15 protein-coding genes, 1 tRNA gene and 3 pseudogenes are annotated in these 22,454 nt (G+C 73.7%); 7 read left to right on the top strand and 12 right to left on the bottom strand.

Features of this window, described 5'->3' with window-relative positions; all coding sequences use genetic code 11:
• The first annotated feature begins 252 nt into the window (after positions 1–252).
• Positions 253–942 carry a hypothetical protein gene (locus DY240_RS20645; RefSeq protein WP_119661733.1) on the top strand — a complete coding sequence of 230 codons (690 nt, stop codon included), beginning with the start codon at positions 253–255 and terminating at the stop codon, positions 940–942.
• Between the two features lie 850 nt (positions 943–1,792).
• Positions 1,793–4,735, top strand: coding sequence for an AfsR/SARP family transcriptional regulator (locus tag DY240_RS20655; protein ID WP_119661735.1), 2,943 nt, complete (start codon positions 1,793–1,795; stop codon positions 4,733–4,735).
• Here DY240_RS20655 and DY240_RS20660 read toward each other — a convergent pair.
• A pseudogene (locus tag DY240_RS20660) lies at positions 4,671–4,913 on the bottom strand (helix-turn-helix domain-containing protein); the annotation flags it as partial. The gene DY240_RS20655 and the pseudogene DY240_RS20660 overlap by 65 nt on opposite strands.
• Before the next feature lie 120 nt (positions 4,914–5,033).
• Positions 5,034–7,511, bottom strand: a complete 2,478-nt coding sequence (locus DY240_RS20665; protein ID WP_147375417.1) for a hypothetical protein — start codon at positions 7,509–7,511, stop codon at positions 5,034–5,036.
• Between the two features lie 93 nt (positions 7,512–7,604).
• Here DY240_RS20665 and DY240_RS20670 point away from each other — a divergent pair, with 93 nt between their 5' ends.
• Positions 7,605–9,425: a LuxR family transcriptional regulator gene (locus DY240_RS20670; RefSeq protein WP_147375418.1), complete on the top strand. Its 1,821-nt coding sequence runs from the start codon at positions 7,605–7,607 to the stop codon at positions 9,423–9,425.
• 32 nt (positions 9,426–9,457) lie between these two features.
• Here DY240_RS20670 and DY240_RS33435 read toward each other — a convergent pair whose 3' ends face one another.
• The 4 genes and pseudogenes from DY240_RS33435 to DY240_RS20685 all read right to left on the bottom strand — a co-directional run bounded on the left by DY240_RS33435 (position 9,458) and on the right by DY240_RS20685 (position 10,974).
• Positions 9,458–9,787, bottom strand: a complete 330-nt coding sequence (locus DY240_RS33435; RefSeq protein ID WP_233552816.1) for a hypothetical protein — start codon at positions 9,785–9,787, stop codon at positions 9,458–9,460.
• Positions 9,788–9,852: 65 nt separating this feature from the next.
• A pseudogene (locus DY240_RS34150) lies at positions 9,853–10,287 on the bottom strand (class I SAM-dependent methyltransferase); the annotation flags it as partial.
• A gap of 69 nt (positions 10,288–10,356) precedes the next feature.
• Positions 10,357–10,821: a hypothetical protein gene (locus DY240_RS20680; RefSeq protein WP_119661739.1), complete on the bottom strand. Its 465-nt coding sequence runs from the start codon at positions 10,819–10,821 to the stop codon at positions 10,357–10,359.
• A gap of 80 nt (positions 10,822–10,901) precedes the next feature.
• Positions 10,902–10,974 (bottom strand) — tRNA-Arg (locus DY240_RS20685).
• A 159-nt stretch (positions 10,975–11,133) separates the two neighbouring features.
• Here DY240_RS20685 and DY240_RS20690 point away from each other — a divergent pair.
• Together DY240_RS20690 and DY240_RS20695 are read left to right on the top strand one after the other, a co-directional pair.
• Positions 11,134–12,342, top strand: coding sequence for a metal-dependent hydrolase family protein (locus DY240_RS20690; RefSeq protein WP_119661740.1), 1,209 nt, complete (start codon positions 11,134–11,136; stop codon positions 12,340–12,342).
• 267 nt (positions 12,343–12,609) lie between these two features.
• The gene (locus tag DY240_RS20695) at positions 12,610–14,445 is read left to right on the top strand and encodes a phosphoenolpyruvate carboxykinase (GTP) (protein WP_119661741.1); all 1,836 of its coding nucleotides are present in this window, start codon (positions 12,610–12,612) and stop codon (positions 14,443–14,445) included.
• Between the two features lie 28 nt (positions 14,446–14,473).
• Here the strand turns inward: DY240_RS20695 and DY240_RS20700 are convergent, their stop codons facing one another.
• From DY240_RS20700 to DY240_RS20720, 5 genes are read right to left on the bottom strand one after another with little or no spacing between them, the layout of a single operon-like run.
• The gene (locus DY240_RS20700; RefSeq protein WP_119661742.1) at positions 14,474–15,442 is read right to left on the bottom strand and encodes an LLM class flavin-dependent oxidoreductase; all 969 of its coding nucleotides are present in this window, start codon (positions 15,440–15,442) and stop codon (positions 14,474–14,476) included.
• Positions 15,442–16,677 (bottom strand): threonine synthase, encoded by a 1,236-nt coding sequence (locus DY240_RS20705; RefSeq protein WP_119661743.1) that lies wholly within the window; start codon positions 16,675–16,677, stop codon positions 15,442–15,444. Before DY240_RS20705 ends, DY240_RS20700 begins: the two co-directional genes overlap by 1 nt.
• A complete protein-coding gene (locus DY240_RS20710) occupies positions 16,674–17,870 on the bottom strand; it encodes a M24 family metallopeptidase (RefSeq protein ID WP_119661744.1) in 1,197 nt (398 codons plus the stop codon). Before DY240_RS20710 ends, DY240_RS20705 begins: the two co-directional genes overlap by 4 nt.
• Entirely contained in the window at positions 17,867–18,889 is a 1,023-nt protein-coding gene (locus DY240_RS20715; RefSeq protein ID WP_158602924.1) for an LLM class flavin-dependent oxidoreductase, read from the bottom strand. Before DY240_RS20715 ends, DY240_RS20710 begins: the two co-directional genes overlap by 4 nt.
• Positions 18,886–20,208: a purine-cytosine permease family protein gene (locus DY240_RS20720; RefSeq protein ID WP_158602925.1), complete on the bottom strand. Its 1,323-nt coding sequence runs from the start codon at positions 20,206–20,208 to the stop codon at positions 18,886–18,888. Before DY240_RS20720 ends, DY240_RS20715 begins: the two co-directional genes overlap by 4 nt.
• Before the next feature lie 148 nt (positions 20,209–20,356).
• Between DY240_RS20720 and DY240_RS20725 the strand changes: the two genes are divergently transcribed.
• Positions 20,357–21,496: a PucR family transcriptional regulator gene (locus DY240_RS20725; protein ID WP_119661747.1), complete on the top strand. Its 1,140-nt coding sequence runs from the start codon at positions 20,357–20,359 to the stop codon at positions 21,494–21,496.
• 44 nt (positions 21,497–21,540) lie between these two features.
• A complete protein-coding gene (locus tag DY240_RS20730) occupies positions 21,541–21,975 on the top strand; it encodes a VOC family protein (RefSeq protein WP_119661748.1) in 435 nt (144 codons plus the stop codon).
• Here DY240_RS20730 and DY240_RS32140 read toward each other — a convergent pair.
• Positions 21,972–22,454, bottom strand: a pseudogene (locus DY240_RS32140) (hypothetical protein); the annotation flags it as partial. The gene DY240_RS20730 and the pseudogene DY240_RS32140 overlap by 4 nt on opposite strands.

Below are 22,454 nucleotides of genomic sequence, written 5' to 3' on the forward strand. Positions count from 1 at the left end.
AACGCGCCCACCGCGTCGCCTCCCCCCAAGAGACTTGCCGATCACTGCGGATGGTAACCGGCCTCGGTTCCCGACCGGCGAGCCGCCACGCGGACGCCTGTCCACAGGCCGCACCGATTCGCTGACTTGTCCACATTTCCGGGTTCGGCGGGAGCGGGCGGTGGCCGGTCGGGCGAACGATGAAGGGGTCCGGCCGGTGGGGCCGGACCGAGGCCTCGGGCCTCGCCATCGTCGTGGGAGAGGACTCCATTCATGCAGCTCGAGAAGGGTGCCGCGGTGTGCGGCCTGGTGATTGCCGCGCTGGTCGCGGGAGGTGGGGCGGCTGCTCCGGCGTCGGCCGCCTCCGGCCCGCCGGTGGTCGGTGCGCCGGTGGCCGGCGCGCCGGTGGCCAGTGCGTCGGCTGCCGGTGCGTCTGTGGCCGGTGCGTCGGACACCGCGACGAGGCTGCCGGGCGTGGGGGCGAGGCTGCCGGGCGTGGCGGACCGGGCCACCGACTGCAGGCCGATGCCGCCGCCTCGGCATCGCCGATGGCTCGACGGCTTCGTGCTCGGCTGGGTTCCGCCGGGGCTCGGACCGCTCGTCACCGACTTCGAGTACGAGTGGGAGGACGTCGCATTCCGGTCGCGGGTCTGGGAGTCGGGCCCCTACCCCGACGAGTCGTACCGGGTCGATCTGCAGATCACGGTCATGCGGAGTCCGTCGTTCACCGACGTGGCGGCGCTCCGGGCGTTCCTGGTCGGTTACCTCGAACGCGATCCCGCCGTCTGGGCCACCGAGCCGTTCGCCCACCCCGACGGACCCGGCTTCACCGATGCCGGCGAACTGTTCTGGCTGGCCGAACCGGGCGTCGCCGTCCGCGTGTTCGGTGGCGGCGAGCAGATCGACTTCCGCGACCTCACCCGGACCGCCTGCGCCGTGCGGCAGGTGATGCCGATGAACTGACGCTCCGCGGCCGCGATCCGTGGGCGGGACCGGCCCGGGCTTCTCGTCGGCGGGTGTGGCGTTCGCCGGTGCGGTGCCGTTGGCCGTCCTCCTGCTGCCCCGTTCTCGTGCCGTGAACCCACGCCTCGAGCGGGTGGGGCGCATCGCGCGACGATGACCGCGTGGCTCACGGCGTCGCGGCCGAGCACGAGCAGCGATCAGGGGGACGGGGCGAGCCTGGGCACACTCGGCGTTGCTGGCGTGGTCTCGATGGGGCGTTGGTGCTTGTGGACAGCCATGATCATCAACGATCGCGGACATCACCAGGCGTTCTCCCGCTCCACCGGGACTGCGGGCCTGGTGACGCACCAAGACGCCTGGTGATGGCCCGCGGATCTCGGCGACGTCTCACCACGTGGGCACCGCGCCGGCCATCGCGGCGTTGATGGCCGTCACCGTCCTCGATGTCGAGCACCGTCTTCGTGCCACGCAGACGACGGTTGCCAACATCGAAGACGGCTCACGCATCGAAGACGCACCGACGTCGAACCCGGGCGAGTCGGCTGCACGTGGGCGGGACCATCGGGCAGCAGGGAACGGCCAGCGCCCTACCCGGCCGGTGCCACGACCCCGGCCACCGCGGCAAGCCCCGGCGAGCCCGGACACCGCCGCCCAGCCGTCAGGACCCGCGTTCGGCCGAACTCGTCCACGTCCGCGAGCCACCCGCGACTACCCCACGGAACCGCCCGCCGAGCCCCGTCACCGAGCCGCGGCCACAGTGAGGCCGCGCGCCGCCCGGTCCACGTCCCCGACGACACCGGCTTGACTAGGGAGGATGACATGCAGATGACCTAACGGCGATGCTGGACGCGTGATCGCCTCGTCCCGCTCCGCCACCGGGGGTGACCGGCGCGCCGTCTGGTTCGGCCTGCTCGGCCCGTTCGAGCTCCGCATCGACGGCCGCACGGTGCTCGTGACGAGCGACCGCCTGCGCGGCATCATCGCGGTGCTGGCGTCGTCGGCCGGGCGGACGGTGTCGCTGGACGCGATCGGCGACTACGTGTGGGGCGACGAGCCTCCGGTCAACGTGCGGCGCACGGTTCAGACGTGGATCGCCCGCCTCCGCGCCATGCTGCCCGACGGCGTCGTCGCGAGCCGGCCGGGTGGGTACGCGCTCGACGTCGAGCCCGACCAGGTCGACGTGCTGTGGTTCGAAGCCCTGCTCGACGAGGCGGCCGCGGTCGCCGACCGGCAGACCGAGCGGAAGCTTATCGGCCAGGCGATCGAGCTCTGGCGGGGTGCGCCGTACGGCGGCATCGAGGCCGACGCGCTGGTGGCCCTCGAGGTGCCACGCCTGACCGAGCGCTACCTGAGCGCCCTGGAGCGGGCGGTCGACCTGGCGCTGGCCGCGGGTGAGATCGACGACGCGGCCGGGCGGCTGCGCGACGAGACCGGGCGGCATCCGCTGCGCGAGTCGCTGTGGGCGCGGCACCTGCGATCGCTCGCCGCGGCCGGCCGGACCGCCGAGGCGCTGGCGACGTACGAAGAGGTGCGGCAGCGGCTGGTCGACGAGCTGGGCGCCGATCCTGGGCCGGAGTTGCAGCGGCTGCACGCCGAGCTGCTGAACCCCGCGCCCGGCGGCGAGCCGGTCGGCGGCGCCGGTCCGTTGCCGGCAGCGTCGGCTCGCCCGGCCGCCAACGCCGGCGTCGTCCAGCCGCGTCAGCTGCCCGCCGACGTCGCGTTCGTCGGACGGTCCGAGGCGCTGGCCGCGCTCGACGACGCGTTCGGGATCGCCGATCCCGATGGGTCCCGGACGGCGCTGGTCGCGGTCACGGGGCAGGGCGGATCGGGCAAGACGGCGTTGGTCGTGCACTGGGCGCACCGACGGCAGGCCGCGTTCCCCGACGGCCAGCTCTTCGTCGACATGCGGGGCTTCGCGGCCCGCCGGCCGCTCGAGCCGTTGACGGCGCTCGGCGAGGTGCTGAGCGGGCTCGGCGTCCCGGCCGACCAGGTCCCGGCCGGCCTGGACGCACGCGCGGCCCTGTACCGGACGCTGCTCGCGGATCGTCGCATGCTGGTCGTCCTCGACAACGTCCGCGACTCCGAGCAGGTCCGTCCGCTGCTCCCCGGCGCGGGTGGGCAGGTGCTGGTGACCAGCCGGAACGCGCTACGGGGGCTGTCGGCGCGCGAGGGCGCCCGCCGCATCGCCGTCGACCGGCTGCCCGCCGACGAGGCGGTCGCGCTGCTGACCGACCGGCTGCACAGGCACGGGCTGATGGTCGGCGGCGCCGACGCCGCGGGCGATCCGCACGGCCCTGACTCCACGCCGCGCCCTCACCTGGCCGGCGAGGGGCGGGACATCGGCGCGCCGATGGTCGGCGAACTGGCCGAGCTGTGTGAAGGGCTGCCGCTCGCCCTGCTCATCGCCGCGGAGTACCTCGCTCGCCACCGCGACCGCGACCCGGCGGCGCTGGTCCGCGAGCTGCGCGACGGCCAGGCGAGGATGGAGGCGCTGGACGACATCGACGACGGTCCGACGGCCAGTGTGCGGGCGGTCATCTCGTGGTCGTACGCCGCTCTCGACCCCGAGTCGGCGCGGATCTTCCGGTTCCTCGGATGGGTGACCCCGCTGGAGTTCAGCGCCGAGCTGGCCGCGTCCGTCGTCCAGTTGCCGCTGCCCCGGGTGCGGCGGCTGCTGGACCACCTCGCCGACCTCTCGCTCGTGGTCAGCGCGCGCGGCCGCTACCGCTTCCACGACCTCGTCCGCGTGTACGCCGCGCTGCTCGCCGGCGCGGTCGACGACCCCGATGAGCTGACGGCGGCCGGCCATCGCGGCCTCGCCTGGTACGTCCACAGCCTTCGCAACGCCGCCGACCGGCTGCGCCCCAAGGCGCCGGGGGCGCCGCCGCTTCCCGGTCCGTCCCCCGACGTCCAGCCGGTGACCTTCGCCGATCGCGAGTCGGCGTGGGCCTGGTGCCGGCTCGAGCACCGGGCCCTCATGTTCCTGACCCAGCGGCTCTCCGAGCTCGGCGGATACGAGGAGGTCTGGCAGCTGACGTGGGACTTCGGCCGGGTCCTGCTCATCGGCACGGCGCACCAGAACGAGCGCATCGAGGTCGCGCTGGCCGGCGTCGCCGCGGCGAGACACGTGAGTGAGGTCGCCCTGTACGTCGCCTACAACAATCTCGGCAACGCCTACCACCGCGGCGGCGCCGGCGAGCAGGCGGCCGCCTGTCTGCGCAAGGCTCTCGCCGGCTGCCGTGCAGCAGGTGACGTCGGCACGGAGTCGGCCGTGCTGATGAACCTGGGGATCACCCAGAACCGGGCCGGCGACCTGGAGGCCGCGGTCGAGACCTACCAGGAGTCGCTGGCGGCGGCCGCCCGATGGGAGCGGTCCGGCACCCCGGCGATGCTCCCGCCCGAGGTCGCGGGCTGCCACCTCAACCTCGGGAACACGCTCACCCTGCTCGGCCGCTACGAGGAGAGCATCGCCCACGCCCGCGAGGCGCTGGCGCTCAGCCGGCGGTCCGGCAACCGGATCATCGAGGGCATGAGCCTGGGCAACCTCGCCGAGGCGTGCCTGCGGACCGGCGATCCGCACCGCGCCGCCGACTACGCCGCGGCCGCCATGGCGCTGCTGCGCGAGATCGGCGCGACGGACGGCCTGGTCAACGTGCTGCTGACGGAGACGCAGATCAAGGTGGCGCTGGGCCGCCAGGACGAGGCGGCAGCCGCCCGCGACGAGGGCCTCAGACTGCTGGGGACGTCAGACGATCCTCGCCGGCAGCGGTTCGACGCCGCGCTGGGCGGCTGATCGCGCGGTGCTGCGACGGCGTCAGCCCTCGGCGCCGCTTGAACGCCGCACTCAGCGCGAACGCGCTGCCGTACCCGACCTGACGGGCGATGCTCTCGATGGTCGCGTCGCTCTCGCGCAGCAGGTCGGCGGCGACCGACAGCCGCCAGCCGGCCAGGTAGCTCATCGGCGGCTCGCCGGCCGGTGTCCACGGCGGGGACGCCCGGGCGCCCTGCGGTGAACGGACGCGACCGGCGGGCGGCGATGTGCCGCCCGCCGGCCGAGTCGAGCGGGGGTGAGCCGTGAACGGACCGGTCGCTCAGGCCGCGTGCATCGCGCGGCGGCGGGCCCGCAGTGCCAGCACGCCGGCCGCCACCAGGAGCGCCGCGAGCGCGAGACCCCCGGCCGTCCACACGCCGGTGTCGGGCAGCAGGTCGTCGTCCCCGCCGGAGCCCTCGTCAGAGCCGTCCGCGGCACCGTCGTCAGACCCGTCGCCGGAACCGTCCTCCGACCCGTCGCCGGACTCGTCACCGGGGCCGTCCGTCGGGGAGCCGGTGGGCTCGTCCGACGGCGACGGCGTGGACGTCGGGTTCTCGGGGGCCGAGGTGACCCGCAGCAGCACGTCGGTGCCGTCCCACACGGCGTCGAAGGCGTACTCGCCGGAGGTGACCTCCTGCGCCGGCAGGTCGGTGCTGCCCGGTCCCGCCGTGGTGACGACGGCGAACTCGTCGCCCTCGGCGGGCGCGAAGCCGTCGAGGACCGTGACGTCCCAGGTGAGGTCGCCGAGGGTCTGGTGATCCGTGGCGATCCGGTCGAACGTGCCGCACGGCTCGTGGCCACCGAGCTCGACGCCGAGGGTGCCGTCACCGGTGAACTCGCCGTTGACGGTGAGACAGCCGGGCGACGCGCCCGCGGCGACCGTCCCCGACTCCAGCGTCAGCGACCCGACGGTGCCGGTGCCGCGCAGCGACCCCTGCACCGTCGCCGCCGTCAGACCGAGGTCGCCGTCCACGGCGACGGTCCCGCCGTCCACCGCGAGCCGCGAGCCGTCGGCGTTCTGCGTCCAGTCGCCGCCGAGCGTCAGCGCGCCGTCACCGCTGTGCCGCAGCGTCCCGCCGCCGCGCAGGTCGCCGCCGAACGCCGTCGCCGCCTCGCCCGTCACGTCCAGGCCGGACGCCGCGTCGACGAGCAGCACGGAGCCGGCCGAGCCGCTGAGCGCGCCGATCGCCTCGTTGTCGTTGAGCACGAACGCGCCGTCGCCGGTGATCGACAGTTCGGCGGTGTCGGGAACCAGGTCGTGCAGGTCGGCGTGGTTGCTGTGGATCGTCGTGACGTGAGCGTCCTGGATCTCGAGATCGCCGGTCACGGAGGTGTCGCGGCGCAGCGCGACCGCACCGCTCTCCGCGACCGTGTCGCCGGTGTAGGTGCTCGAGCCGCCCTCGCTGAAGATGATCGGCGCGTCGATGCCGGCGCTGGCCAGCTCCAGCCCGTCGATGCCCTCGACCGACACCAGGTCGACGAACGACGGCGTCGCCCGCGTCTCGACCCGGCCGCCGCCGGTCTCGAGCCGCACGTCCGTCACCGTCAGGCCCGCGCCGGGCGCCAGCGTGGCCAGCACCGACCGCGCGCCCAGCCGGATGTCCTCGTCGAGCGTGATGGTGTCGGCCGTGCCGACGGTGGCGCCGTTGCCCACCGTCGTGATGCCCGAGCCGGCCGGGCCCAGCGCGACGGCGTCGTTCACGACGAGCAGCGATCCGGTGCCGCTGACCGACGTCAGACCCTCGTGGCCGAGCTGGCCCTCCTCGATGCTGAAGCTGCCCGGCGTCTCGATCGTGCCCACGCGCAGCTCGCCGTTGGGGTCGCTGGTCAGGCTGGCGAACTGCGGCACCGTCGCGGCGCCGTGGAGGTCGAGCGCGTCGTCGCCGAGGTGGAGGTCTCCGGCGAACTCGAGCGGGTCGCCGCCGGTGCCGCCCTGGACGCGCACCCAGGCGCCGACCGTCACCGGCTCGGCGAGGGTGACGGCGTGCGGCCCGGCGACCAGCGAGTACGGCTCGAGGACGCCGCCGGCGCCGAGCGTGATGGGCCGCTGGAACTCGGTGTCGCCGGTGAACTCCAGCGTCGCGTCCTCGACGACGGTGACCGCGCCGCCGGCGCCGCCGCAGTCGTCGCCCCCGCAGCGCAGCGTGACCGCGTCCTCGAGGCCGATCGTGCCGGCGTAGGTGGTGCCGCGCAGTTCGACGGTGCCGCCACCCCAGAACCGCAGGGCCTGGTCGCCGCCGCCGATCCGGGTCCGCAGCGTGGCACCGTCGGCGACGTTCACGATGTCCGTCGCGTCGGCCCCCTGGGCGAACCGCAGCTGGTGCGGCGCCTCGATCGTGAGGTCGGCGGCGACGTGGTGCAGGTGCTCGCCGGCGCCTGACGGGACCTCCAGGCTCGTCGCCAGCGTCGTCGGCGCGGAGACGTTGAAGAAGTGCGCCTCGATGTCGTCGCCGGAGAGGGCGTAGCCGGGCTCCTCGACCCGCAGCACGCTGAACGTGGTGCCGCCGAGGTCGTTGACGGCCTCCGTGTCGGCCGCGCCGGCGCCGAAGACTACGCCGTCGCCGTCGCCGGGGGCTCCGCCTCCGCAATCGGCCCAGTTCTGTGCGGTGGACCAGTTAGCATCGGCCGCGGCTCCGGTCCAGCGGCAGGTCAAGCCGAGGGCCTGGGCGGGTGTGGCGGGAAGTGTCAGTGCGAGCACAGCCGTGGTGGCGGCGCAGGTGGCGGCGGCCCGGAAGCGGGCATGGGTCGTCGAAGTCACGGGCTCGACCGTAGGGAGGGGGCGCGGCATGGACGAGTGGGGTTCCTACGTATGCCACTGGCCGGGCATGGGGGTTTCTACGGTTTCTCGGCGGTGCCGGTGATACGCGGCCTCGTCGACGGCGAGGCGGCCGCGCTCGCGGGCCGGTCGCTGCCGGCGCTGACGGGCGGCGCTCTGGCCGCCGCGCTGGAGTCGTCGCCGTCCGGCGTGCTGCGGCTGGCCCGGTACGAGCAGCTCAGTGGCCGCGAGCGGCCGGCGCACGATCGGCTCACCGCGGTGCTGCCGACCGTCGCGGACCCGTCGCTGCGCCGGGACCTCGAGGTCCAGCTGCAGCTCGGGGTGGCGTTCGAGCCGGCTTTCGGCGCGTTCACGCTCTCGCTCGACGGGCCGCCCGGCGTCGTCGAGTCGTCGGCGACGGCTGTCCGCGCACTGGTCGCCGTCGCGTTCGATCGTCTCGTCATGGACGGCATCGAGCCCGCGGGCGGCTGGACCGCGGCGCCGTCGGTGGCGGACTGGGCGGAGCAGTTGTCGCTCGAGGAGCGGGCCCGGCTCGGTCTGCTGGAGCTGCTCGCCCGCGACGACCCGGCCGAGATCCTCGACGCGATCGACCTGCTGTACTGGGTGCCGACGCTGTCGCTGGCGCACTCGCTGGTCGTCGAGGGGCTGCAGGTCGCCGACGCCGCCCGTCGTGCGGCCGAGCGTGCGGGACTCGGTGCGATCGGCCCGTTCCTCGACCACATCACCGGTTGCTGCTATACCACCCAGCTGCGGGTGGCCGAGGCGGCGGACATGGTCGACCGCGCACTGGCCGGGTTCGAGGAGTCCGGCAACTGGTCGTGGTGGATGCACGTGCGCTCGATCCAGCACGTCCTCGCCGTGATGTCGCGTGAGCAGCCGCCCGGTGGCGGCACGTCGTCGTCGGAGCTGGAGCGGCTGCTCCTCATGGGCGACTGGCGGGATGGCCGGCGGTCGCTCGGGCACTCGGTGCTCATGGAGCTGGCGATCGTGCTCACCAGTCTCGGCGACGCCGACGGAGCCCGCCGCATCATCCTCGCCGACGGCGACATCGACGACCTGGTGCTCACCAACCCCGACCGCGCGCTGACGGCCGAGATGCTGTGCGCGGCCGCCGTGGCCGACGGCGACACCGTCGAGGCGGCGCGGCTGCAGCGCATCGTCGACCACATGATGCCGTCGCCGTACGTCCTCATCGTGCGGGAACGGATGCAGGCGCTGCTGTCGGGGACCGCGGTGCAGGAGGCGCCCGTCGTCGAGGACCTGGGCCACGGGTTCGAGGTCTTCCGGACCCGGTGGCTGCTGCTGTCCGACGCCGTCCGCCGCGGCCGCCGCGACGCCGCGCTGGGCGCGCTGGCGAACCTCGACGCCTACGCCACCGAGGCGCGGATCGCCGCCGTCCGGACCCGGGCCGTGCAGCTGTTCCGCGCACCGGTGGCCCCCGCTGACGGGGTGCTGAGCACCCGGCAGCTCGAGGTCGCCACGCTCGCGGCCGCCGGGCGGACGAACCGGGAGATCGCGGCGGCGCTGTTCCTCGGCGTGCGGACGGTGGAGGGCTACGTGGCCAGTGCGCTGCGCGCCCTCGGGCTGGCGCGGCGCGAGGACCTCGCGACGGTGTCGCTGCCGGTCTCGCTCGGGGCGGCGTCCGAGGTGGCGGAGCCGGTGTACCTGACCCTGCGGCAGGGCCAGGTGGCGGCGTTGATCGCCGCGGGCGCGAGCAACCTCGACATCGCCGACACGCTCGGCATCACCGAGAAGACGGTCGACAAGCACATCGCGGCGATCAAGGACCGGACCGGGCTGGGCACCCGGACGGCCATCGCCGCGTCGTTCCACACCGTCCTCGCCCGGGCCGCCCTGCCCGCCGAGGTCCGCGGCCCCGTCCGGGCTGATGGGTGAGCGTCTACTGTCGCTCTGGCAACACCAACCGCTCACCCATGACGTGGCTTCGTGCCGACGAGGACGTCGACCGCGCGCTGCAGCACGGCCCCGCCGCCCACCTCGTCCGGCAGTGCGACGAAGCGGCGGCGGAACTCGCGCCGCGCCTCGCCGGGCAGGTCGTCGACGAACGCGCGGTAGCCGTGGGACAGAGCCCACCGCCACAGCGTCTCGCCGTCCGGCACCGGAATCGCGACCTCCACGTGCCGCGCGGTCGGACCGGCGAATCCGGCGGCCGCCAGCAGGCCGCGGAGGTCGACGGGCGCACCCATCCCGCCGTGCGGCGGCAGGAGCTCGGCGAACCCGGCGAACAGCCCGTCCATCGCGCCCTGGACGGCGTGCGGCGACGGCGAGCGGACGGCGGCGAGCGGACGGCGGCGCCGGCGGAGACGGCGATCCGCCCGCCGGGCGCGAGGACGCGGAACGCCTCGCCGGCGGCGGCCACCGGATCGTCGAGCACGTGCAGGACGAACGTCGACCCCACCACGTCGATGGACGCGTCGGGGAGATCGAGCCGGTGCGCGTCCATGACCCGGGCGTCGGCCGCGGGGAACGCAGCCCGCAGCCGCGCGACCATCGCCGGAGCGGCGTCGATCGCGGTCACCGCGCACCCCGCGCGCAGGGCCGGTCCCGTCAGCGCGCCGCGGCCGGCCCCGAGGTCGAGGAAGCGCGTCCCCGGAGCGAGCTCCAGTGCGGCTACGAACCGCTCGCCGACCTCACGGAAGAACGGCAGCACATCGTCGTAGTCGCCGGCGATGCGGTCGAACACGCGCCAGGAGGACTCATCTGCCACGGCCGCAGTCTCTGGCCCGTCGCATCGCACGGGCAACGGGTTTGCGCGTCCCAGTAGCGCGAGCCCAGCGCCGTCCGACCGGCACCGCGGCCCGCGCGCTCAGGGCGTCCAGCGGCTGGGGCCGGGGTCGCAGAACACGGTCTGTTCGGCCGCCCCGCCGGGTCGGCATTGACCGTCGATCAGCGCTCGATCGCCGATCGGTTCGTTCACGCTGACCTCGTAAGGGACCCAATCGTTGCCTTGGCAGTCGGCGGCGCCGGGGTCATCAGGCTCCACCCGGAAGGTGACGACGATCTCTGCCTCCCCGATCTCGATGTCCGGTTCCACCACGTCGCCGGTGACCCCGCTGTTGCAGGCGAGACGGGAGACGAGTGCGGTGAAGCCGGTGGACGCGGCCGTGAGCCGCTGATCTGGCTGCAGTTGCCACACGGCCGGGGCGCCGTCGACGGCCGGGACCTGCGACGGCGCGTCGCCGGGCCCCGAATCGGCGCACGCCGAGAGCATGACTGACAGGCCCATCCCCGTGAGGACGAGCGAGCCCGCGATGGGTCGTGCGAACCGCACAGGTCGAATCCTCGCTCGGCCGCGGCGTCGACGCAATGAAACCCCAGGCCGGTACCGCTGTGGCCTGGGGTCTCAGGATGCGCGCCCGAAGGGATTCGAACCCCTAACCTTCTGATCCGTAGTCAGATGCTCTATCCGTTGAGCTACGGGCGCTCGTTCCGCCATGAAGCGGACCGGTGACCGAGTGTACCGGTCCGAGCGGCGAGGCCGAAATCGGATAGCGTCGCCGCCCACCGGACCGCCTGCGACCAGCGCGAACACACCCTATAGCGTGTGACATGACACAATCGAGACGAGAAGGGTGACCCGCCCATGGGCCAGCAGCCGGCCAGCCTGACCATCACGAACGCGCACATCTTCGACGGCTTCTCGGCCGAGCTGACCGAGGGCGACGTCCACATCGTCGACGGCGTGGTCGTGGACCCGCAGACGACCGAGCACACCGGGCCGCCGGCCACCACCATCGACGCGCGCGGCGGGACGGTCGTCCCGGGCCTCATCGACGCGCACTGCCACGCGTACGGCGTCGGGCTGGACATGGTCGGCATCGAGTCCAGCCCGCTGAGCTACGTCGCGCTCAAGGCCGCGCGTCGCCTGAACAACGCGCTGCGCCGCGGCTTCACGACCGTCCGCGACGTCGCGGGCGGCGATCCCGGGCTCGCCCGCGCGCTGGACGAGGGCCTGGTCGCCGCGCCACGGTACTTCTACACCGGCCCCGCACTCTCGCAGACCGGCGGCCACGGCGACCCCCGTCCGGGCGACCGCGACCTGTGCGTCGGCCATGCGCACATGAGCGAGGTCGTCGACGGTGTCGACGGGGTCAGGCGCGCGGTCCGCGACCGGTTCCGCCGCGGCGCCCACGCGATCAAGATCATGGCGTCGGGCGGCGTGGTGTCGCTGACCGACCCGATCCGCCGGCCGCAGTACAGCGCCGACGAGGTCCGCGCGATCACCGACGAGGCGGCCCGCCGCGGGTCGTACGTCGCCGCGCACGCGTACTCCCCGGAGGCGATCGAGCACTCGGTGAGCAACGGCGTCCGCTCGATCGAGCACGGCAACCTGCTCGACGAGGCGACCGCCCGGCTGATGGCCGGCCACGACGCGTTCCTGGTGCCGACGCTCGCGGCGTACGACGCGATGGACCGGCGCGGCGACGAGCTCGGCATGAACCCGATCTCCAAGGCCAAGAACCGCGAGGTCCTCGATTCCGGCAAGCATGCCATCGAGCTGGCGAGGAGCGCCGGCGTCCGCATCGGCTTCGGCACCGACCTCATGGGTGACCTGGAGGACGACCAGCTGGTCGGGCTGCGGCTGCAGGTCGAGGTGCTCGGCGTCCTCGACGCGCTGCGCAGCGCCACCTCCGTCAACGCGCAGCTGCTCGGACGCGACGACCTCGGCCGCATCGGCGCGGGCGCGGCCGGCGACGTCGTCCTGTTCGACGGCGACCCGTTCGCCGACCCGTCGCTGCTGTGGAACGAGAAGGCCCGCACCGTCGTCCGCGCGGGCGCCGTCGTCGCCTGATCAGAGGCCGCCTGGTACGTACCACCATCCACAGCTGGTGAGGTGAGGTACGTACCAGAGTCCGTTTTGTCCGGAATTTTGGGATCCTCTGTGGTCCTGATCACCCCGCCCTCGGTTCCAGTACGTGAGATGCCGGTCCTAGCGTGCTGAGCATCCCCGCGGAACATCGCCCGTCTCCGAATGGCCTGAGATCTGGGCGGCTTCCGCATACCCGGAACGCGCCGCAGGGCCGACTGCGCGCACCGACACGAAGAGGGTGACCGCTACATGACGACGTTCGCCGAACCCGGAGCCGATCTCGATCTCGACGACGCGCCGACGTCCCACGCCCGGCTGCTGGCCTGGGTCCGGGAGGTCGCGGAGCTGACTCAGCCCGACCGGATCCACTGGTGCGACGGGTCCGACGAGGAGTGGGCCGCCCTCACCGACGAGCTCGTGGCGGCGGGCACGCTCGTCCGGCTGGACCCGGAGAAGAAGCCGAACTCGTTCTGGGCACGCACCGACCCGACGGACGTCGCGCGGGTCGAGGAGCGCACCTTCATCTGCTCGGTCGACGAAGCGGACGCGGGGCCGACGAACAACTGGCGCGACCCGACCGAGATGAAGGCCGAGATGACCGAGCTCTACCGGGGCTCGATGCGCGGGCGCACCATGTACGTCATCCCGTTCTGCATGGGCCCGCTGACGGCGGCGAACCCGATGTTCGGCGTCGAGCTGACCGACTCGCCGTACGTCACCGTCTCGATGCGGATCATGGCGCGCATGGGCGCCCACGTCCTGCAGGCGATGGGCGACGACGCCGACTTCGTGCCCTGCCTGCACTCCGTCGGCGCGCCGCTGGAGCCGGGCCGGCAGGACGTCGCGTGGCCGTGCAACGAGACCAAGTTCATCACCCAGTTCCCCGAGGAGCGGATGATCTGGTCGTATGGCTCCGGCTACGGCGGCAACTCGCTGCTGGGTAAGAAGTGCTACTCGCTGCGCATCGCCAGCGTCATGGCCCGCGACGAGGGCTGGCTCGCCGAGCACATGCTGATCCTCAAGCTCACCGCTCCGCACGGTTCGGTGCACTACATCGCCGCGGCGTTCCCGTCGGCCTGCGGAAAGACCAACCTGGCGATGCTGGAGCCGACCATCCCGGGCTGGAAGGTCGAGACGCTCGGCGACGACATCGCCTGGATGCGCTTCGGCGAGGACGGCCGCCTGTACGCCGCCAACCCGGAGTTCGGCCTGTTCGGCGTCGCGCCCGGCACCGGCTGGAAGACCAACCCGAACGCGATGCGCACCATCGCCAAGGGCAACAGCGTCTTCACCAACGTCGCCCTCACCGACGACGGCGACATCTGGTGGGAGGGCATGACGGACGAGCCGCCGGCGCACCTGACCGACTGGCGGGGCGAGTCCTGGAGCCCTGACAGCGGCCAGCCCAGCTCGCACCCGAACTCGCGGTTCTGCACGCCGATCGAGCAGTGCCCGATCATCGCCCCTGAGTACGACGACCCGCGCGGCGTGCCGATCTCGGCGATCCTGTTCGGCGGCCGCCGGGCGACGACGATCCCGCTGGTGACCGAGGCGCGCGACTGGACGCACGGCGTGTTCATGGGCGCGACGCTGTCCTCGGAGACGACGGCGGCCGCGGCCGGCCAGGTGGGCGTCGTGCGGCGCGACCCGATGGCGATGCTGCCGTTCATCGGCTATAACGGCGGCGACTACTTCGCCCACTGGATCGCCATGGGCAAGGACGCCGACGCGATCAAGCTGCCGAAGATCTTCTACGTCAACTGGTTCCGCCGCGACGACGACGGCGGCTTCCTCTGGCCCGGCTTCGGCGAGAACGGCCGCGTCCTCAAGTGGGTCGTCGAGCGGCTGGAGGGCCTGGCCGCGGCGACGGAGACGCCGATCGGCCACGTGCCGACGCCGGAGTCGCTGGACACGTCGGGGCTGGACCTGACGGCCGAGCAGCTCGCGGCGTGCCTGCGGGTCGACCCGGAGGAGTGGCGGGCCGAGGTACCCGGCATCGCCGAGTGGTTCGAGAAGTTCGGCGACCACCTGCCGACGCTGCTGTGGGCCGAGCTCGACGGCCTCAAGGCGCGCCTGGGCATGTAGGCCGCGGATGGCGGGCGGTTCGGTGGCGCTATGACCCCGTCGAACCGCCCGCCATAGCGTCGGCGGCCTGCCGCAGCGTCTCCTCGGGCTCGACGGCGGGATCGTCGCGGACGACGGCGACGTCCAGGCCGGCCGCCGCGAAGCGGGCGAACGCGGCCGCGACCTCGCCGGGCGTGCCGGCGGCGACCAGCCGGTCCAGGAGGTCGTCGGTCACCAGGTCGACCCGCGGCGCCCCGGCGACCAGCCCGGCCCGGAACTGCGCGCACAGCGACGGCGACAGTCCGGCGGACCGTGTGATCAGGTGGTCGCCGTGGATCCCGAGGAACCGCGCGACCAGCGGCCGGATCCGGTCCCGCGCCTCGGCGCCGGAGTCGGCGACCGACAGGCCGACGTAGCCGGCCAGCTCGACGGACGGGCCGACGCGGGAGCGCACGAGGCGGATGTACTCCGGCCCGGCGAGGAACGACAGCAGCACGCCGTCCGCGGCCCGCGCCGCCAGCTCCAGCGCCCGCGGACCCTTGACTCCGAGCACGATCGGCAGGTCCGGCCGCACCGGCTGGAACGACAACGCGGTGTCGACGGTGTACGCCTCGCCCGAGTGCCGCACGTGCTCGCCCGCGAGCAGCCGGCGCACGACGTCGACGGTTTCGGCCAGCCGGCTCAGCGGCCGCTCGAACGGGATGCCCAGCTGGCCGGTCATCCAGCGCTCGTTGCTGGCGCCGAGCCCGGCGAGCGCCCGCCCGCCGCTCAGCTCGTCCAGCGTCGCGAACTCCATCGCCAGCACGACTGGGTGCCGGGTCCACGGGTTCACCACGCCGATCCCGACCCGGACCGACGACGTCGCCTGCGCGATCGCCCCGGCCAGCGCGAACGCGCCGCGCTCGACGTAGTCCTCGGTGACCCAGACCTCGTCGAACCCGGCCTGCTCGGCGGCGACGGCGGCGGCGACGGCGGACCGGCTCGGGCGGTGCCCGGAGACGGAGAAGGCCAGTCGCATCAGGACCCGATCGCGGCCAGCAGCGCGTCCGCCGTCGGCTCGATGACCGGCACCTCCGGCAGCGTGGCCGCCGTCGCGCCCACGTCCTTCAGCCCCGTGGACGTCCCGATGACGACGACCGACTCGGCCGGGCCGAGCGAGCCCTGCCCCGCCAGCGCCGGCCACGCCGTCGCCGACGCCGCCTCCTGGTACAGGCCGGCCGACGCGGCCAGCTCGCGCTGGGCGGCCAGGATGACCTCGTCGGACGGGACGGCGACGGCGGCGCCGTCCGTGGACCGCAGCGCGCTCAGCCCCTGATAGGTGCCGACCGGCGAGGCGGTCGAGAACGCGACGGACGGCTCGTACGGCACCGGCCCGGCGACCTCGGACCCGCTCGCCATGGCCGACGCGAGCGGGCCGAACGGCTCGGCGGCCACCATGCGCGGCGACCGCTCCAGCACGCCCAGCGCGACGAGGTCGGCGAAGCCGCGCGCGATGCCCACGAGGCCGTCGGCGTACGCCGTCGGGACCACGACGACGTCCGGCGGCGCGGCCAGCTGCGTCACCAGCTCGTAGGCAATGGTCTTGTAGCCGTCGACGCCGTAGGGGTTCGAGCCCACCGGCGGGTCGGCGTGGCCGGACATCGCCAGCCAGCCGAACTTCTCCACCAGCTGCCGCATCAGCGTCCAGCGCTGCCGCGGCTCCGGCAGCGCGACCACGGAGGCGCCGTACGCCTGCATCAGCGTCTTCATCGTCGACGGGACGCTGGCCACCGTCAGGACGACGCAGCGCAGTCCCGCGCGCGCCGCGTAGGCCGCGATGGCCGCGCCGTGGTTGCCCGTGCTCGCGACGACGACGGTGTCGATGCCCAGCTCGACCGCCTTGGTGACGGCGACCGACGCCAGCCGGTCCTTGTACGACCAGGTGGGGTTGCGGGTCTCGTCCTTGACGACGACGGACGCGACGCCCAGGCGCTCCGCGACCGCCGGCAGGTCGACCACCGGCGTCGAGCCCTCCGCGAGGCTCACCGCCGGGGTGTCCGCCGCCAGCGGCAGCAGCGACCGGTACCGGAAGAGCCCGGGTTCCCCGTCGGCCACGGGCAGCGCGCCCAGGCCGGCGAGGTCGTACACCGGCAGCACGTTCGACGGCACACCGCCGGACTCGCAGGCCGGGCAGCCGCGGCCGACCAGCTCCAGCGACGGGTCGGGATAGACGGCCGCGCAGCGCAGGCAGGAGAGCTCACGGGTGTACGTCATGCGGGCACCACCCGCAGGTCGCGGCTGGACCGCGTCAACACCTCGACGCCGCCAGCGGTCACGACGACCGCGTCCTCGACCATCATCCCGCCCCATCCCAGCTCGTAGTAGGGCGTCTCGAAGCAGAACGTCATGCCCGCCGCCAGCTCCGTGTCGGCCCCGGGCGCGACGATCGGCGGCTCGTAGATCGACAGGCCGATGCCGTGCCCGCAGTGCTGCCGACGGTACCGAGGCACCCCGCGCGCGACGGCGTCGAGGCCGATCTCGAACAGCTCGGATGCCGGCAACCCCGGCCGGGCCGCGGCCAGCTGCTCGTCCTCGCCGGCCTTGACGGCGGCGTAGACGTCGCGCTGACGGGCCGACGGCTCGCCGAGCACGGCGGTGCGGCCGATGTCGGACCAGTACCCGTCGACGACGCAGCCGACGTCGAAGCGGGCGATCTCGCCCGGCCGCCAGGCGCGATCCGACGGGACGGCGTCGGCGAGTGCCGACCGCTCCCCGGTGAGCGCGACGACGAAACGCGGGTCGCCCCCGCCGGCCACCATGGTCCCGGCGACGACGGCGGCCAGCTCCGCCTCCGTGGTGCCCGGCCCCGCGGCGGCCAGCGCGGCGTCGATGCCGGCCTCGGCCAGCCGGGCTGCGTAGCCGAGCAGCTCCACCTCCGCCGGCAGCTTGCGCGACCGGACGGCGAACAGCAGGCCGGCGCCGTCCTCGACCACGTCGCCGCAGGCGGCGAGCACGTCGGCGGGCACGTCGCGGGTCTCGACCGCCAGCCGCGCCGTGGGCGGCAGCGTCGCGACCACGGCGGCCAGCGCCGCGGCCAGCCCGTCGTGCCGGTCGGCGACCTCGGTGACCGGGTCCGGCGTCCCGGACTCGACGTAGAACCGGCCGAAGGGCGAGATCCGGTCGACGGGGAGAACGGTGGCGCCGGCGGGCACGTCTGCCGCCGGCGCCACCAGCCAGAGGTCGGTGGCGGTCACCAGCGCCGCCATCCGATGGGTGCGGAACACCTGGCCGGGCATGCTGCGGTAGCCGGTCGCGTACAGGACGCTCTCCGGCTCGGTCAGCACCACCGCGTCATAGGGCTGCTCCGCGAGCCCGGCGCGCAGCCGGTCGAGGCGGTCTCGCGCGAGCGCGACCGTGTCGACCGCCGGACGAGGTGGAACGGTGAACTGGGTGGAACCGGCCGTCATCGGCTGCCCTTCGTCTCTGCGGCGATGATCGTCTCGCTGAACCCGGCCATCGCGTCGACCGTCTCCTCGACGGTGTCGACGGCGAACAGCAGGCCGGCCAGCGTGGTCACCCCGGCGTCGCGGTAGGCGCGGACCTGCGCGGCGACGTCGTCGGGGGTGCCGATGAGGTTGCGGGCGGCGAGGTCGCCGGTGCCCTGGTCCTTCAGCGTCGTCCTGGACAGCGACGCGAGGTGCTTGTAGACCTGCGACGACTCGAACCGCCGCCAGGCCTCGTCGCGGGTCGGCGCGACACTGACGGCCACCTGCAGCGCGACCTCGAAGTCCGCCGGGAGCTCGCGGCCGTGCTCCGCGGCCTCGGCCGCGATGGCCGCCAGCGCCGAGCGCACCTCGTCCGGCGTCAGGCAGGCGGGCAGCCAGCCGTCGCCGTACCGGGCGGCCCGCGAGCGCGATCCGGGCGAGTTGCCGCCGGACAGGATCGGCAGCCGCCGGTCGCGGTACGGCTTGGGGTAGCTCTCGACGTCGGTGAACTCCACCCAGGTGCCGTGGAACGACGCCGACCGCTCGCTCAGCAGCGCCCGCAGCGCCGGGATCGCCTCCTCGGCGTGCTCGCCTCGATGGACCTTCCGGCCGGGTTCGACGGCCTCCAGCTCCTCGCGGTAGGCGCCGATGCCGACGCCGAGCACCGCTCGTCCCCGCGAGAGCTGGTCCAGGGTGGCGGCCTGCTTGGCGGCGACGACGGGGTGCCGGAACGGCAGCACCATGACCGCGGTCGCCAGCCGGATCCGCTCGGTGACGGCGGCGACGTAGCTGAGGTAGCCGAACGGGTCGTAATAGCGCGGCGCCCGGTCGAACTCGGCGCGCACGTACCGCTGCGTCGTCAGGTGGTCGTTGCCCCAGATCGACTCGAAGCCCAGCCGCTCCGCCGTCACGGCCAGCTCGACCGCCTGGTCGATGTCCGCGTACGGGACCGGGTACATCAGCCCCTCGGTCCCGGTGGGGACGCCGAGTCCGAACCTCACGAGCGCACCTCCGCGGCCTGGGACGTGGTTCGCCATCGGGTGATCGCGGTGCCGACGACGGCGTACAGGACGAAGCCGGCGACGAGGCCCTCGATGGCGTCGGCGATGAGCAGGTCGCCGTAGCGGGCGATCAGCGCGCCGGCGACCCAGCAGCCCAGCGCCTCCCACCGGACGGACGGGGCGGTGCGCAGCAGCTCGGTGGCGTCCCAGCGACGTACCACCACCCAGAAGTAGGCGATCAGCACCCCGGCGAACGGTGGCACCACCACCGAGATGACGCCGAGGAAGCGCTGGAACTCCGCCGCCAGCCCGGCGAACGCGATGAGCAGCGCGATCAGCACGGCGATGACCGTCCACACCGGCTTCGCGATCTTCAGTCCGAGCGTGTTCGACGCGTTGGTGAACGCCAGCGACGCGGAGTAGATGTTGTTGTCCGCGGTGTTCCAGAGTGCGAGGAACAGCATGACGGCGGCCGGCGCGAGCAGCCCGAGGCCCTGCATGACGACGACGAAGTTGCTGTTGCCGACCTTCATCGCCGAGACCGTCGCGATCGTCTCGAAGATCGCCGCACCCACCGCGAAACCGCAGAAGCTGGAGAGGACGACGTCACGTGCGCGGACGGCGTACCGCTGCACGTCGCCGACCAGCGCGGCGCCCGTGACCCAGGTGGCGATGACGGCGCCGATCGCCACCGAGAAGCCGATCGGCGCGGCCGGCGCGTAGTTCACGACGTCGGCGAACCCGCCGTCGAGGTCGCCGATGCGCACCAGCGCGAACAGCGCGATCGCCACCTGGACGGGCACGGCGATCGCGGAGTACCGGTGCAGGCCCTTGAAGCCGAAGATGGCCGTGGTCAGGATCGCCGCGCTGAACGCGAGGACGAACGCCCACTTCGGGATCTCCGGGATCAGCTGGTTGACGGCCAGGCCCCAGGTGTCCATCAGCACGCCGATGAAGCCCATCGCGACGACGCCGAGGAACAGTGACACGATCACCGCGCCGTGCGTGCCGAACACCGCGCGCGAGGTGAGATAGCTGGTCAGGCCGGTGCGGAAGCCGACCATGCCGACCAGGCTGGCCACCAGCGCCAGCAGCACGTTGCCGAGCAGGATCGCCAGCAGGCCCTCGCCGAGGCTGGTGCCGCCGCCGACCACCCCGCCGACGAGGAAGCTGCTGACGCTGATATTCCAGCCCATCTGCACGACGATCAGCTGGAGCAGCGGACGGCGCCGGTCGGCCGGTACCGGCTCGAGCGCATGGTCCTCCATGTCCGTGGCCACGGTGCTCTGGACGGCTGCGGTGTCACGCTCGGTGCTCACGAATGCCTCCCGGTCGCCGGTGCCCTGTTGGGGTGCCATGTTGTCCACAATCCGCCCGTCGCTCTATGGGGTATCTCCGGAAGTTGACACACTACGATTTGTGGATCTGACACAACGGGCCGAGCTTCTTCTCAGTCGTGTTTCCGACGTGGCACAGACGCTCGTCGGCGACGTGTGGGAGCGGCTGCCCGGGTACGACGACGCCCGCATGGACCTCGGCGATCTTGTGGGGGTCGTGACGCCGAACCTGCGGGTCCTGCTGGTCGCCGTCGCCGAGGGCCGCGGGCTGCGGCCGGACGAGGTGACGCCGGCCGCGCAGCTCGGCGAGCGGCGGGCCGTGCAGGGCGTACCGATCGAGGGCGTCGTCGCGTCGTGGCACTCGGCGGAGCGCCGGTTGCTGGACCAGCTGGTCGCCGCCGGCCCGCCGATGCCGCCCGAGGAGTACACGCGGCTGGCCCGGCACCTGGCCGCCGCGGTGGACGTCATGGTGGCGGTCTCGACCGAGGCGTACCGGCGGACCCGCAGCGAGGCGGCCGCGCACCTGGACCAGATCGCCACCGACCTGGTGTCGCGGCTGGCCGGCGGTGAGCCGCTCGACCCGGCGCACGTCGAGGAGCGGGCCCGGCTGATCGGCGTGGCCGCGCAGGTGCCGCATCGCGCCGTCGCCGTCGGTGGTCCCGGCGACGATCCGCTGCGGGCGGCGCGGGCGCAGCGGGAGATCCTGGACGTGCTGCGGCCGCGGCTGCGCTCGCGGATCCTGGTCGGCTCGAAGGACGCGACGATCCTGCTGGTGCTGCCCGACCTGCCGGGCATCGGCGACATGCTCTCGCGCGCCGCCGGGCGTCCGGGCGTGGCGCCGGGGACGGTGATCGGCCTGGGCGAGCCGCGGGACCGGCTGGGCGAGACGGCGGCGTCGTGCCGCGAGGCGCTCGCCGCGCTGGAGGCCGGACGGCGGGCCGGGCTGGACCGCGTCGTCGTCCCGTTCGACCAGGTCATCGCGGACGTCATGCTGATCGACAACCCGCTGGACGCCCGCCGGCTGGCGGCCCGGGCGCTGGAGCCGCTGGCCGGGCACGGGCAGCTGGTCGACACCGTCAGGGCGTACCTGGCCACGGGGCTGTCGGTGCGGCGGACGGCGGAGCGGCTCGCGGTGCACGAGAACACGGTGTCCTACCGGCTGCGCCGGGTGGCGTCGCTGCTGGGGCTGGACGGGCCGGAGCAGCTCATCCGCGCCGACCTGCTGCTCGCGCTGCGCGCCGTCGACCTCGGGCTGTACCCGGCGGCGTGACCGGCCTTCGGGTCTAGCGTGGAGTCGGTCGGAAGGAGAGCCCCATGGCGACCGTCACTCCGTATCTCTGTGCCCGGAACGCCGCCGCCGCGCTGGACTTCTACGCCGCGGCGTTCGGCGCCGTCGAGACCACCCGCTGGACCGATCCGTCCACCGGGACCATCGGGCACGCCGAGTTCACCGTCGAGGGTGCCCGCATCATGCTCGCCGACGAGTGGCCGGAGGGTGGCGTCTACGCGCCCGATCCCGGCCGCTCGTCGGTGTCGCTGGTGCTCGAGGTCGGCGACGTGGACGGCCTGTTCGAGCGGGCGGTCGCGGCCGGCGCCACCGTCGACCGGCCGGTCGCCGACTCACCGCACGGCCGCAACGGCTGGCTCGTCGACCCGTTCGGGCACCGCTGGAACCTGACCGCGCCCGAGCCGGACGTCTCGACGGACGATCTGCGGGCCGCGGTCGGCGACGACTACGTGATCAGCTAGTAGCCGGCCGCCAGCAGCGCGGCGTCGATGATGCGCGCAACGTCGACCAGTTCGGCGCCGCCGCTGTCGAGGCTGGCGGCCAGCGTGACGGAGACGTCGTCACGGCGCCAGGCGACCTGCAGGTTGGACGGCGCGCCCAGCGACGCCCACGCCTCGGTGCCGAGTCCGGTGACGGCCTCGGCGCCGCCGCCGGGAAGGTCGGCCGCGCCGACCCAGTCGTCGAACGTGGAGACGTCGACGATGAGCTCGTGCCCGGTGGCGCCGGTCCAGGCGCAGGACGGGCCGAACCCGGCAGGGTCGGAGACGTCCTCGGGGACCGGGTTCGCGCCGAGCACGCCGGCGACCGCCTCGGCGCCCAGTGTGCACGCGTCGATCGGCTGCGCGACGGGGTCCGCCGGCGGCGGGTCGTCGGTGCCGCCCGGGTCGGACGGCGGCTGCCCGGCCGCGCCGTCGGTGCCGTCGCCGCCATCGCCGCCGCC

The organism is Jiangella rhizosphaerae (assembly GCF_003579925.1).
Classification (GTDB): domain Bacteria; phylum Actinomycetota; class Actinomycetes; order Jiangellales; family Jiangellaceae; genus Jiangella; species Jiangella rhizosphaerae.

What these genes read in the sequence shown, in the direction of transcription:
- DY240_RS20695 (WP_119661741.1), top strand. Translation starts at nt 12,610, where the DNA reads ATGACGACGTTCGCCGAACCCGGAGCCGATCTCGATCTCGACGACGCG.
- DY240_RS20690 (WP_119661740.1), top strand. Translation starts at nt 11,134, where the DNA reads ATGGGCCAGCAGCCGGCCAGCCTGACCATCACGAACGCGCACATCTTC.
- DY240_RS20700 (WP_119661742.1), bottom strand. Translation starts at nt 15,442, where the DNA reads ATGCGACTGGCCTTCTCCGTCTCCGGGCACCGCCCGAGCCGGTCCGCC.
- DY240_RS20645 (WP_119661733.1), top strand. Translation starts at nt 253, where the DNA reads ATGCAGCTCGAGAAGGGTGCCGCGGTGTGCGGCCTGGTGATTGCCGCG.
- DY240_RS33435 (WP_233552816.1), bottom strand. Translation starts at nt 9,787, where the DNA reads ATGGACGGGCTGTTCGCCGGGTTCGCCGAGCTCCTGCCGCCGCACGGC.
- DY240_RS20705 (WP_119661743.1), bottom strand. Translation starts at nt 16,677, where the DNA reads ATGACGTACACCCGTGAGCTCTCCTGCCTGCGCTGCGCGGCCGTCTAT.
- DY240_RS20730 (WP_119661748.1), top strand. Translation starts at nt 21,541, where the DNA reads ATGGCGACCGTCACTCCGTATCTCTGTGCCCGGAACGCCGCCGCCGCG.
- DY240_RS20710 (WP_119661744.1), bottom strand. Translation starts at nt 17,870, where the DNA reads ATGACGGCCGGTTCCACCCAGTTCACCGTTCCACCTCGTCCGGCGGTC.